General features: G+C 65.1%; 8 protein-coding genes. 5 read left to right on the top strand and 3 right to left on the bottom strand.

Going from position 1 to position 13,082, the window contains the following annotated elements; genetic code table 11:
• Positions 1-2: 2 nt before the first annotated feature.
• Both V8683_RS11025 and V8683_RS11020 read left to right on the top strand, forming a co-directional pair.
• Positions 3-3,179, top strand: coding sequence for an efflux RND transporter permease subunit (locus V8683_RS11025; protein WP_411191133.1), 3,177 nt, complete (start codon positions 3-5; stop codon positions 3,177-3,179).
• Between the two features lie 3 nt (positions 3,180-3,182).
• Positions 3,183-4,652 carry an efflux transporter outer membrane subunit gene (locus V8683_RS11020; protein WP_411191131.1) on the top strand — a complete coding sequence of 490 codons (1,470 nt, stop codon included), beginning with the start codon at positions 3,183-3,185 and terminating at the stop codon, positions 4,650-4,652.
• 105 nt (positions 4,653-4,757) lie between these two features.
• Here V8683_RS11020 and V8683_RS11015 read toward each other — a convergent pair whose 3' ends face one another.
• Both V8683_RS11015 and V8683_RS11010 read right to left on the bottom strand, forming a co-directional pair.
• Positions 4,758-5,123, bottom strand: coding sequence for a hypothetical protein (locus V8683_RS11015; protein WP_411191130.1), 366 nt, complete (start codon positions 5,121-5,123; stop codon positions 4,758-4,760).
• A gap of 346 nt (positions 5,124-5,469) precedes the next feature.
• Positions 5,470-6,861 carry a TIGR00366 family protein gene (locus V8683_RS11010; RefSeq protein WP_411191129.1) on the bottom strand — a complete coding sequence of 464 codons (1,392 nt, stop codon included), beginning with the start codon at positions 6,859-6,861 and terminating at the stop codon, positions 5,470-5,472.
• A 271-nt stretch (positions 6,862-7,132) separates the two neighbouring features.
• Here V8683_RS11010 and V8683_RS11005 point away from each other — a divergent pair, with 271 nt between their 5' ends.
• Positions 7,133-9,145, top strand: coding sequence for an enterotoxin (locus V8683_RS11005; RefSeq protein WP_411191128.1), 2,013 nt, complete (start codon positions 7,133-7,135; stop codon positions 9,143-9,145).
• Positions 9,146-9,153: 8 nt separating this feature from the next.
• On the opposite strand, the gene V8683_RS11000 is transcribed toward V8683_RS11005, so the two are convergent.
• Positions 9,154-11,079 carry a beta-galactosidase gene (locus V8683_RS11000; RefSeq protein WP_411191127.1) on the bottom strand — a complete coding sequence of 642 codons (1,926 nt, stop codon included), beginning with the start codon at positions 11,077-11,079 and terminating at the stop codon, positions 9,154-9,156.
• 172 nt (positions 11,080-11,251) lie between these two features.
• Here V8683_RS11000 and V8683_RS10995 point away from each other — a divergent pair, with 172 nt between their 5' ends.
• Together V8683_RS10995 and hutC are read left to right on the top strand one after the other, a co-directional pair.
• A complete protein-coding gene (locus tag V8683_RS10995; protein ID WP_411191125.1) occupies positions 11,252-11,908 on the top strand; it encodes a peroxiredoxin in 657 nt (218 codons plus the stop codon).
• A 123-nt stretch (positions 11,909-12,031) separates the two neighbouring features.
• Positions 12,032-12,745, top strand: coding sequence for a histidine utilization repressor (gene hutC / locus V8683_RS10990; protein ID WP_411191124.1), 714 nt, complete (start codon positions 12,032-12,034; stop codon positions 12,743-12,745).
• Positions 12,746-13,082 lie beyond the last annotated feature (337 nt).

Below are 13,082 nucleotides of genomic sequence, written 5' to 3'. Positions count from 1 at the left end.
CGATGAAGTTCTCCCACTTCTTCATTGACCGGCCCATTTTTGCGTCGGTCATATCGATCATCCTCGTTGTCGCGGGGCTCGTGGCGATGTTCAATCTGCCGATCGCGCAGTTCCCCGACATCGCGCCGCCGCAGATCACCGTGAGCGCGACGTATCCGGGTGCGAGTGCCGAGGTCGTCGCGCAGAACGTGGCCGCGCCGATCGAGCAGCAGGTGAACGGCGCCGACAACATGATGTATATGAACTCGTCGAGTTCCTCGACGGGCAATATGACGCTCACGGTGTACTTCAACATCGGCACCGACCCGTCGCTCGCGCAAGTGGACGTGCAGAACCGCGTGAACCTCGCGCTGCCCACGCTGCCCGACGCGGTGACGGCGCAAGGCGTTTCGGTTCAGAAGCGTTCGTCGGCGTTCATGATGGTGATCGCAATCTATTCGCCCGATAACGCCTACGATCAGGCCTACGTGGCGAATTACGCGAACGTGTACGTGCTCGATGCGCTCAAGCGCATTCCGGGCGCGAACCAGGCCGCAATCTTCGGTTCTGCAGACTATGCCATGCGTATCTGGCTCAAGCCCGACCGCATGGCCAAGCTCGGCATCACCGTCTCCGACGTGCAGAATGCCATCAGCGCGCAGAACCAGCAGTTCTCGGCGGGGCGGCTTGGCCAGTCGCCCACCAACGGTCCGGTGCAGCAGACCTTCCCGGTGGCGACCAAGGGGCGCCTCACCGAGCCGGCCGACTTCGACAACATCATCCTGCGCGCAAGCTCCGACAACGCGGCGATCGTGCGCATCAAGGACATCGGCCATGCCGAACTGGCGGCCAAGGACTACTCGCTGCGCGGGCGCTACAACGGCAAGACGGCCACGCTCCTCGCCGTCTATCAGCAGCCGGGCGCGAACGCGCTGCAGGTGGCCAAACAGGTGCGCGAGACGCTCGAACAACTGAAGAAGAGCTTCCCGCCGGGCCTCAAGTACGAGGTCGCGCTCGACACGACCGAGTTCGTGCGCGAGTCGATCGGCGAGGTCGTGCACACGTTGCGCGACGCGGTGATCCTCGTGATTCTCGTGGTGTTCATCTTCCTGCAGAGTTTCCGCGCGACGCTCGTGCCGATTCTTGCCGTGCCGGTGTCGATCATCGGCGCGTTCATCGGCATGATGGCATTCGGTTTTTCGGTCAACATGCTGACCTTGTTCGGCATGGTGCTCGCCATCGGTATCGTGGTGGACGACGCGATCGTGGTGATCGAGAACGTCGAGCGCAACATGACCGAATTCAAGCTGCCGCCGAAGGAAGCCGCCAAGCGCGCGATGGACGAGGTGAGCGGGCCGGTGGTGGCTATCGTACTCGTGCTGCTGGCGGTGTTCATTCCGGTGGCGTTCCTCTCGGGCATTACGGGCCAGCTCTACAAGCAGTTCGCCGTGACGATTGCGGTGTCGGTGGTGCTTTCGGGTATCTGCGCGCTGACGCTGTCGCCGGCGCTCGCCGCCATCCTGCTCAAGCCGGGCGAGCACAGGAAGAATCGCTTCTTCACCTGGTTCAACGAAAAGTTCGAAGAGCTCACCGCGGGCTACGGCAGGGGCGTGCAAAGCGCGATCCGGCGTGTAATGCTCTCCATCGGCCTGATCCTGGTGATGGTGCTCGCCACCGGTGGCCTCTTCAAGCACATCCCCACGTCGTTCGTGCCGGTGGAAGACCAGGGCTATCTGCTCGGCGCGGTCGTGCTGCCCGACGCGGCGAGCCTCGACCGCACGGGCGACCTTTCGAAGAAGGCGGAAGACTGGTTCGCGAAGCAGCCCGCCGTGAAATCGGTAGCGGCGCCGATCGGCTACAGCCTGATCGATTCGCAGTACAAGTCGAATGCGGGCACGCTCTTCATTACGCTCAAGGGCTTTGGCGATCGCGGCAAGGACGGCACCGCACAGGACCTGATTCGCGACGCGAGCAAAGCGTTCTCGGGCTTCAAGGACGGTGTGGTCGTGCCGCTCAATCCGCCTTCGATTCCTGGTCTCGGCACGACAGGCGGCTTCGAGTTCTGGCTGCAGAGCACCGGTGACGGTACTTATCAGCAGCTCGAAGGCAAGGTGCGCGAGATGATCGCGAAAGCGCGCCAGAATCCGGCATTGCGCGGGGTGAATTCCACGATCAATACGCGTTCGCGCCAGTTGCTCGTGGAAGTGGACCGCGAGCGCTGCGAAACCTTGGGCGTGCCGGTTCAGGACGTCTATTCGGCACTGCAGACGATGTTCGGTTCGTCGTACGTGAGCCAGTTTCCGAAGGGTAGCCGTCTCTTCCAGGTGATCGTGCAGGCGGAGCCGCAATACCGCACGCAACCCGACGACATCCAGCAGCTCTACGTACGCAACATGAGCGGCCAGATGGTGCCGATCAAGGCCGTGACGACGTTCCGGTTCGTACCGGGTTCGGACATCGTGAACCGCTTCAACAATTTCCCGGCGGCGAAGATCACGGGAGATGCCGCGCCGGGCCACAGCTCGGGCGAAGCGATCGCGGCGATGGAGGAAATCGCGCGGGAGACGTTGGGCGAGGGCTACAGCTATGAATGGAGCGGTCAGGCCTACGAAGAGAAGAAGGCCGGCTCGACCGCGGGCATGGTGTTCGCGTTCGCGCTGCTGATGGTGTTCCTGATTCTCGCGGCGCAGTACGAAAAGTGGTCGCTGCCGATCGGCGTGCTGCTCGCCGTGCCCTTCGCGATCTTCGGTGCGCTGGTGGGCATTCTCATACGCGGCATGGAAGACGACGTGTACTTCCAGATCGGCCTGACCGTGCTGATCGCCCTGGCGGCGAAGAACGCGATCCTGATCTTCGAGTTCGCCGTGGAGATGCGCGAGAAGGAAAACATGACGCCCTACGATGCCGCGCTGGCCGCCGCGAAGCTGCGGTTGCGTCCGATCATCATGACCTCGCTCGCGTTCATCCTGGGCTGCGTGCCGCTCGCTATCGCGAGCGGGGCGTCGGCGGCGAGCCGCCGCTCGCTGGGTACGGGTGTGATCTTCGGCATGCTCGGCGCTACGCTGATCGCACTCTTCTTCATTCCGATGTTCTTCTGGGGGCTGGAGACGCTATCCTCGCGCAGCAAGGCGAAGGCTGGACCCGCCGCACCGCCTCCCGCGGCGCTGCCGCCCGCCGCTCCTCCTTCGCAGGAGGGCTGAACGATGAAGCCCGCCATCACCCGAAGCGTCGGTCCGCTCGTTCTGACCGCTTGCTGTGCGTGGCTCGCGGCCTGTACCGTGGGGCCCGACTATCATCGTCCGAGCGTCGATACGCCGTCCACGTTCCGGTTTGCCGCGTCCAATGCCGAAGTCGTGGATACCTCCCTCGACTGGTGGAAACAGTTCAACGATCCCGTGCTCGACGATCTCATCGTGAAGGCGCTCGCACAGAACCAGGATCTGGGCATCGCGGCGGCGCGCGTGGAGGAGTACTACGGAAGCTATGTCGTCACGCGTGCGGGGCTCTTCCCGCAGGTGGGCGCGAATTTCGGCGCCTCGCGCAGCCGTGGCGTGCTGGCGCCGGGCTATCCGCCGGTGGTCGGCAATCAGGTGCAACTGGAAGGCACGGTGTCGTGGGAACTCGATCTGTTCGGACGTCTCAGGCGTTTGACCGAAGCGGCGCGCGCGAACTATCTGGGCACCCAGGCCGCGCAGGAGGCCACGCGCATCGCATTGATCGCGAACGTCGCCACGGCCTACCTGCAACTGCGCGACTACGACAATCAGCTCCTCATTGCGCAGGAGACACTCAAGAGCCGCGACGACGCTGTGCATCTTTTCGAGGAGCGCTTCGGCGGCGGCGTGGTGTCGAAGCTGCAACTGAGCCAGGCGCGTTCGGAATACGAATCGGCGCTGGCTTCGGTCCATTCGATCCAGCAGCAGATTTCGCAGCAGGAAGACGCGATCTCGCTCCTGCTCGGGCAGAATCCGGCCCCGATTCCGCGCGGCAAGCCGATCACGGAGCTTACGGCGCCGGCGATTCCGGCGGGACTGCCTTCGTCGTTGCTCGAGCGGCGGCCTGACGTCCTGCAGGCCGAGCAGACGCTCATCGCGGCGAATGCATCGATAGGCGCGGCGCGCGCGCAATACTTCCCGGATATCTCGCTCACGGGTCTTTTTGGTGCGGCCAGCACGGCGCTTACGGGGCTGTGGACGGGGCCGGCGCGGGTGTGGTCGTTCGCGGGCTCGATTACGCAGCCGATCTTCGAGGGCGGTGCGATCTGGGGTTCGGTGCATGAAGCCGAAGCGGTGCACCAGGAGGCGCTGCTCAGTTATCAGCAGACCATCCAGCAGGCATTTGCCGACGTCGAGAATGCGCTGGTGGGCATTACCCAGACGCGCGAACAACTGCAGGCGACCACGCGCGAGGTGGCTGCGCTTTCGGACTACACGTCGCTATCGCGCGATCTGTTCGAGGGCGGGTACACGAGCTATCTGGAAGTGCTCGATGCCGAACGCAGTCTCTTTACCGCGCAGCTTCAGCAATCGGCGCTGCAGGATCAGGAACTCGCGCAGATTGTCGCCTTGTACAAGGCGCTGGGTTACGGCTGGACGCCGGCCGTCGATGCAAAGGCCAATACGGGCCAGCCGGGGCCGGCGGCTCCGGCTGCCGCGAGCGCGGCACAGTCATAGCAGGGAACGATCGCGGCTGGGCGTGCTGGGACCTGGCTGTGTCTGCTCGTGCCCTTTCCCCAGCCGGTTTTCGCCTGGCGCGCGCGATCAGGACGCAGTCACCGCTTAATCGGCGGGGCGCCGGTCGGCCAGCGCGCGCTCGCAGTCGGCCAGCACCTGGAGGACGAGCTTGGCCTGGTAATTGAGGTCGTCGGTATCGAGAATTTCTTCGACGGCGTCGCGCGCCCAGGCGGCGTCGACGAACCACGCGTGTTGCTGCGCAATGCCCTGCGCGAGCGCGGTGAGCTTCGCGATGGCGAGCCAGTCGGCTTCGCGGCTGTGGCGGTCCAGCCACTTGTGCGCAGCCTGGACGTGGAAAGCCGCATTCGGCCAGGCTTCGTTGAGGTAGTACGCTCCGAGGCTCCCGCAGGTGAGCCAGCAGAGCAGTTCCACGCGGTCGCGCGGACTCAGGTATTGGCGTACATCACTCATGGCGACGCTCGCGAAAGTAACAGCGGTCGATGGACGGGCAAGCCAGAACGTTCGACTCCGACGATTGAACGATACCACGTCGCGCGCAAAAATTCCGCCCCCCGAATGGCGGCGCAAACGCGGGTGGCAGGAATAGCGTCGCCTGGCTCGCGTGTGCGCGCCAATCAGGACTGACACCAGGAACGGGCGCGCCGCGGAGCCCGTGTCATGCGCGGCGAATTGCCAGGGAGGCCGAATGACTACCGGGGAGCGGTAGCTTGCCGGGCGGCCTGCCGTTTCACTGCTGTTTCAGCCAGGCAGGCCCGCCGTGGTTGCACCGCAGCACGAGCCCGGCTTCGGGGCTCGATCAGGGCACGAGCCAGAGCGCGGCCGCGTAGATCACGAGCGACACGGCAAACGTGACAGCCGTGTAGCCCATCACGCGCTGAATGCGGATGCCCGCGATGGCGACGATGGGCACGGCCCAGAACGGCTGCAGCATGTTCGAGACGTTCTCGGCCATCGCGACGGCCATCGCCGTGCGCGGCACGGAGGCATGCAGGCTCAGCGCGGCCGGCAGCACGAACGGTCCCTGCACGGCCCAGTGGCCCCCCGCGCTCGGCACGAGCAGCGTGATGATGAGCGAACTCAGATAGCTCCACAGCGGCAGCGAGAGCGGTGTAGCGATGGTGACGAACGCTTTGGCGATCATCGAGGCGAGTCCCGTGCCCTTCATGATGCCCATGATGCCGCCATAGACCGGGTACTGCAGCAGCATCGAGCCGGTCTGCCGCGCCGCGCCGCGAATGGCGTTCGCGTAGGCGATCGGTGTGCGCTGCAGCGCGAGGCCGATCAGCAGGAAGATCAGGATCGTTGTGTTGATGTCGAGATCGAAGCCTTTTTCGCTCCACTCCATCACGAGATAGCCCACGCCGAGCACGAGCAGAACGAGCGTGCCGAGCATCGATTGTTCGAGGCGCGTCGCGAGCGAGGGCGTGTTGCCGCTTTTCGCGTGCGGGTCGTCGTTGCCCGCATCGCTTTCGGCTTCGGCCGTCTGCTGGAACGAGACGACCTGGTCCGCCTGCGGATGCATGCGGATGAAGATGAACGTCATCACGACCACCACGAGCACGGTGGGGATGAACACGAACGGCGCGAAGATCGTGGCGGAAAGCGGCACGACCTGGCCCGTCGCTTTCTCGACGAGATTGAGCGCATTGCCGTGCGAGGCCTGGGAGAGCGCGATCGAGCTGGACAGGCCGCTGTTGCAGATCGACCAGGCCGAGTAGCTGCCGGCGACGAGCCACGCGAAATCCACATGTACGCGCCGCGCGATCTCGCGCGAGAGCAGCGCGCCCACGATCAGGCCGAGCCCCCAGTTGAGCCATGCCGCCACGGCGACCACCGGAAACACCAGCAGCGCGGCGCGCGCGGGAGTCTGGGCCCGGGACGCAAGCGCGCGCAGACCGCGCTGCACGACAGGCGCGTTGGCGATCGCGTAGCCCGTGGCGAGGATCAGGATCATCTGCAGTGCGAAACCGAGGATGCCGAAGGTGCCGGTGTACCAGGCGTCGAGCAGCGTCGGCACGTTGCCGTGCGGTGCGACGGCGAGCGCCAGCAGCGCGACGAGCAGCGTGAGGCCGACCGATAGCACGAACGGGTCGGGCATGACCCGCTCGAAGAGGTAGACGAGGGCGGCGACGATGCCGCGGCCGCCGGTGGACGGCGTGTTGGGGGTGGAATAGCTGTCTCGTTTCATGCTTGTGTTCTGGTCGCGTGCGGCGACGGGTTGGCCACGGCGCAGCGGTTCATGTCGTGCCTTCGCGGGGGGAAGACGGCCTGCTTTTTTATCGAATGTTCGAAATTAGAACATCGTTTCGTTAATCGAACCGCGCAATGTTCGTCGCCTGCCTGAAGGATGTCAAGATCGTAACGCAATGAGCCGGGAGGTTGGCTGCGGTTTCCTGTGCGATGAAAACGAAAGCATTGTGAAAGACATGTGGCCGACGCTTCCTGACGGCGCCGGCGCGATGTATGTTCGTAAGCTCGCGTCGCGCTTCGATCGGGAGGTCGAGTTCATGCTGACGAAAGACGAAGCGGCGCTGGTGGAGCCCGGGGCGGCTGGATTCGATCAGAACGGCGAGGGCCTGGCGTTCGGCAACGCCGCCGTGGCGTTGACCTGGCGAGTCGAGAACGGACGCGCCGGCGCGTTCGCGCTGATCGATCGTGCCCATGGGCGTACCGTGCCGCTCGTCGCGGCGTTCCAGTTGACGTTTGCCGACGGTGCCACGGTCGGCTTCGCCGATCTCGATCTGCTCGACGGCTATCGCGCGGTGCCACTGGCGGCAGATGCGGGTGCCACGCGGTTGGAAGCGCGCAAGCCGGGCTTGCGCGTGAGCGCGACGCTCGTCGATGCTACGCGTCGCCTGCAGATCGGGTGGCATGCGGAACAGCGCGACGGCGAAGCCTGGCTGCGCATGAGCCTCGAAATCACGGCCCTTGCGAGCGACGCGTCTCTGGCGGCCGTGACGATGCTGCACGCCGAAGCGCCGCAGGCGCGCGTGTGCGGCGTTCATGCGGGCGTGCCGGTTGTCGTGGGCGATCTCTATCTGGGCATCGAAAGCCCGCTTGCGCAGGCAGAGACTGCCGACGCGGGCACGCGCTTCACGCTGAGGCGCGCATTGCCGCTGTCGCGCGGCAAGCACATCGTACTTTCAGCCGTCGTGGGCGTGGCGCGCGCAGGGCAGTTGCGGCGCGATTTCGCACGCTACCTCGAAGCCACGCGTGCCCGGCCGTATGCCCCCTTCCTGCACTACAACTCCTGGTACGACATCGGCTATCTCACGCCCTATACGCAGGGGGAGGCGCTCGATCGCATCGCGGCCGTGGGCCGCGAACTCCATGAGCGCCGTGGCGTGCAAATCGATTCGTTTCTCTTCGACGACGGCTGGGACGATCTTGGCGGCGACTGGCGCTTCAGCGCGGCGTTTCCCGAGGGCTTCGTGCCGCTGCGCGATGCGGCCGCGCGTTTCGGCGCGGCGCCGGGCGTCTGGCTCTCGCCGTGGGGCGGCTATTGCGAGCCGCGCGAGACACGCGTCGCGCACGGTCGCGCGCTCGGCTACGAAACGGTCGGGAACGGCTTCGCGCTCTCAGGTCCGCGCTATTACCGGCGCTTTTGCGAGGTCGTCATGGACCTGCTGGAGAGGCAGGGCGTGAACCACTTCAAGTTCGACGGCACGGGCAACGCCGATTGCGTCGTACCGGACAGTGCCTTCGACAGCGACTGGGACGCGGCGATTCACCTGATCGATGCGATTCGCGCGGTGCGGCCCGCCACGTTCGTCAATCTCTCGACCGGCACGGTGCCGTCGCCGTTCTGGTTGCGCCACGTCGATTCGGTCTGGCGCGGCGGTGCCGACAATGGCGAAGCCGGCGCAGGCAACGCGCGCGAGCGCTGGATCACGTATCGCGATGCCCAGACCTGGCATAACGTCGTGCGCGCAAGTCCGCTTTTTCCGCTGAACTCGCTGATGCTGCACGGCGTGATCTTCGCGCAGAGGAATGCGCGGCTGAACCGGCGCGAGGGGGAGGCGTTCCGCCATGAAGTGCGCTCGTATTTCGCGAGCGGGACGCAATTGCAGGAGCTCTATATCACGCCCGCACTGCTCGATGCCGACGACTGGGACGTGCTCGCGGCCGCGGCGCGCTGGTCGCGCTCGCGGGCGCGGGTCCTGCGCGACACTCACTGGGTGGGCGGCGCGCCCGATGCGCTTGAAGTCTACGGCTGGGCTGCGTGGACGGAGACGGCTGCCATCGTCGCGCTGCGCAATCCGCACGAGCGCGCGCAGACCTTCGTTCTCGATCTGCGGCGCGAGCTGGCCTTGCCGGCGTGCGCGCCGAGCCAATTCGCGGTGCGCGATCCGTGGGGCTCGCACGCGGGCGACCTGCCTGCGCAGCTCGACGCCGACCGTCCGCAGGCCGTGCGGCTCGCGCCGTTCGAAGTGCTGGTACTGGAGCTACAGGCGCGGGCCTCCACGGGCTGAAGCGACATTCAGTTCAACGTACGTTCGAGTGCAACCGGCATCGGTTCGAGCTGGTGTAGATCGAAGATCGTGATGGCGTTCTCGCCCGCCACGAGCCACGGGGCCGGGCAAAAGAGGCGCTGCTGCGGACCGACGCGCCAGTAGCGCCCGAGCGCATGCCCGTTGACCCAGACGAGCCCCTTGGTCCAGTGCTGCATGTCGAGGTAGGTGTCGGCGGGCGCGTTCCCGTCCAGTTGCAGCGTTGCCCGATAGAACCGTCCTGGCTTTGCCGCGTTGCGTTGCGTCGTGGCGGCAGCCGGCAACTGCGCGACGTAATCGCGATCCATCGGCAGCAGCGTGACGTCCCAGCCGGTCAGAACGCGGCGCCTGCCCGCGCGATCGTGTAGCGCGACTTCGCCAATCAGGCCTTTGCGGTCCGCCAGTTCGGGGCCGTAGTTCACGCGGCCCATGCCTTCCACGAGGATTTCGAGCAGCACGCTGCCGTTCGTATCGGGCTCCGCGGGCGGCAAGGCGAGCGTTGCGCCGTGAACCAGTCCCAGCTCGCGCGCGAATGCCTCCTGCACGCGAGCGCGCGAGAGCGCGCCCACATAGCGTCCGCCTATGAATACCGTTGCGTAGTCATGGACCGCATCGATCGACAGCACGCCGCCGTCGTCATGATCGAGCCGCTTCCGGTAGAGCACGAATCCATACGAAAGGCCGTAGTGCTCGAACGGCAGCGCAGCGTTGCCGGGTTCGAGCGCGAGCGGCGCGGGCAGGTTGTCCCACAGCGAGGCCCAGGGAGCGGGACGCAGGGCATCGGCACCGCTGCGCGAGAAGGTGGGGATCGGCGCGGGAACGGTGGGCAGCGGCTGTGTGGGCGGTGTGGACGGCAGATACGACGCGATGATGTGCCGGTACGCATGGAACTTCGCGGTCGCCACGCCTTGCTCGCTGATCGGCGCTGCGTAGTCGTAGCTCGTGATGTCGGGCTGGTAATCCCGCGTTTGCGGATCCACGTTCGCGCCGGCATGGAACCCGAAGTTCGTGCCGCCGTGGATGACGTAGAGATTGAACGAGAGTTGCTCCCGCATGAAGGCGTGCAGCGTCGCGCAAAGATCGACGGCCGTTCCCTGCAGCGCCGGCTCGCCCCAGTGCGTGAGCCAGCCCGGGTAAACCTCGCCGGCCATGACGGGCACGCCGGCATACGCCTTGCGCGCCTGTGCGATCTGTTCCGCGTTGCCGTTGCTGAGCGCAATCGCGCCGCCGGACACGTTCGAGCGGTTCTGCTGCAGTTGCATGAGCCCGTCCTCGGTGTAGAACGGGCCGCCGATGCCGTTTTGCCGCCATAGCGCGCAGAGCGCTTCGAGATACGTCGGGTTGTGCGCATACGAGCCAAATTCGTTCTCGATCTGGATCATCAGGATCGGACCGCCATTCGCGATCAAGAGCGGCGTGACGCGACGCGCGAGTTCGGCGAGGTAGCGCGAGACGGCCTGCAAGTAGCGCGGATCTGCCGAGCGCAGCCGGATATCGGGGATGGCCAGCAGCCACGGCGGCAGGCCGCCCAGGTCCCATTCGGCGCACACGTACGGCCCTGGGCGCAGCAGCACCCAAAGTTCTTCCTGCCGGCACAGGCGGATGAATGCTTCGATGTCGCGGTTCTCGCTCGCGAAGTCGAAGACACCGGGCTGTGCCTCGTGGTAATTCCACATCACGTACAGGGCGATGGTGTTCATGCCCATTGCTTTGGCCATACGAATGCGGTGCGCCCAGTAGGCGCGTGGAATGCGCGCGGGATGTAGTTCGCCGCTGCGGATCTGGAATGGCTCGCCGCGCAGCAGAAAATCGCGGCCGTCGGCGCTGAACCGGAAATCCGCGGAGGGGGCGAGAGGCGGCGCGAGACCTGTGAGCCCGCTCACTCTCCCGAGTCGTTTCGCAGAACGATGTTTCATAACGTTTTCAGCTCCGAACGCGGCGCCCGGGACAAACGATAGCAGGGCGGCCTATAGCTTGTAATGCCGCCTGTAATGCCTGTAACCCGGCGCGCGATGTCTACAATGCAACAGCAAGGCACGCTTGCGCGAGGCGCGCCTCGCGCCCTCAATGCCCAACTGGAGGCTTGATATGACGATTCGTCTAGGTGAAGACGCACCCGATTTCACGGCGGAAACGACCGAAGGCACGATCCGCTTTCACGAATGGATTGGCGATCACTGGGCCATTCTGTTTTCCCACCCGAAGGACTTCACGCCCGTGTGCACCACGGAGCTTGGCTATATGGCGCGCCTGAAGCCCGAATTCGACCGCCGCAACACGCGCATCATCGGGCTAAGCATCGATCCGGTGAGCGATCACCGCAACTGGGTCAAAGATATCGAGGAAACCCAGGGCGCGGCCATCAACTATCCGCTCATCGGCGACGCCGATCTCACGGTCGCGAAGCTCTACGACATGATTCACCCGAGCGCGAGCGGCGGCGGTCCCCGCACCGCGGCCGACAATGCCACCGTGCGTTCGGTGTTCATCGTCGGACCCGACAAGAAGGTCAAGGCCATGCTCGTCTATCCGATGAGCGCGGGACGCAATTTCGACGAAGTATTGCGCCTGCTCGACGCATTGCAGATGAATGCGCAGCACACGGTCGCGACGCCGGTGAACTGGAAGCCGGGCGACGAAGTGATCATCCCGCCCTCGGTTTCGGACGAGGCCGCGAAAGCGAAGTATCCGCAAGGGTTCAGAACGTTGAAGCCCTACCTGCGCTACGTCGCGCAGCCGAAGTGAGCCGGGGCGGGCCATCCGGAACGGTACGGGGAGGCACGGCCGCGCGGCGACGGTAAAATGAGGGCCGGCTGGATCCGGTCGGCCGCTCATCTGCCCTCATTTGCCTTTGCCCAGAACGAACCCATGCAAAACAAACTGGCCCGCAGCACCGCGTTGCCCGCCTACGAACAGATCAAGCGTTACGTCCTCGAGCAGATCGAAAAGGGCGCCTGGCGCCCGGGGGACGTCGTGCCCTCGGAAACGGAGATGGTCAAGGAATTCGGCGTGGCGCGCATGACGGTCTCGCGGGCGCTGCGCGAGTTGATGGCCGAAGGCGTGCTGAACCGGGTGCGCGGATCGGGCACGTACGTGGCGCCGCGGCAGTACGAATCGACGGTGCTGCAGATCCGCAATATCGCCGACGAGATCGCCGCACGCGGCCACCACCATACGGCGCGCATCCTCTCGCTGGAGGAGAGCGACGATCCGCAGGCGCTCGCCGCCCTCGAAGTCGAATCGGGGCCGGTATTCCATTCGCGCATCGTACACAGCGAAGAGGGCGAGCCGATCCAGTACGAGGACCGTTACGTGAATCCGGCGGTGTTTCCGCTGTATCTCCAGCAGGACTTCATGCAGGAGACGCCGACGCACTACATGGTGCGCGTCGCGCCCGTGCAGCGCGCCGAGTTCCGCATCTACGCGCAGAAGCCCGAGGCGCGCGTGCGACAGTACCTCGAAATGGAGATTGGCGAGCCTTGCCTGCTGCTGATCCGGCGCACCTGGGTGGGCCCGCATGTGGCGACCTCGGTGCGGCTGTGGCATCCGTCGTCGCGCTTTCATCTCGCCGGGACCGTCTGAGTCCTTCGGGTCCTTTGGGTTCTCCGGGCCCGCATCCGTTCTTTCCCGCTTCGAGCGGCGCGCCGGCCTGGGCAGGCGGGCGTCGCCGCTTTCTGTTCAGGCGCGCACGAGATGCCGCGCGAGCTTCTACTTGATGAGTTCATTTGGGCTGCGTTGACTAGTCAACATGCCAATGAATACGCGTGCGTGTCCCGTCAGTAATCGCTCGTCTATTTAGGGAAATCATTCAGGGTAATCCCCTACGAGAAATCTCTATAAACGAGTTGTATATACAACTTGGTGGCGTTAGACTGGGTCCACGTTGCAACACCAGACTTGCGGCCGTGTGATTCCGCGC

The sequence above is a fragment of the Paraburkholderia sp. AV2 genome, from assembly GCF_054968425.1.
Note: the sequence above shows the minus strand (reverse complement) of the source record. Positions and strands in the feature narration are given on the sequence as shown.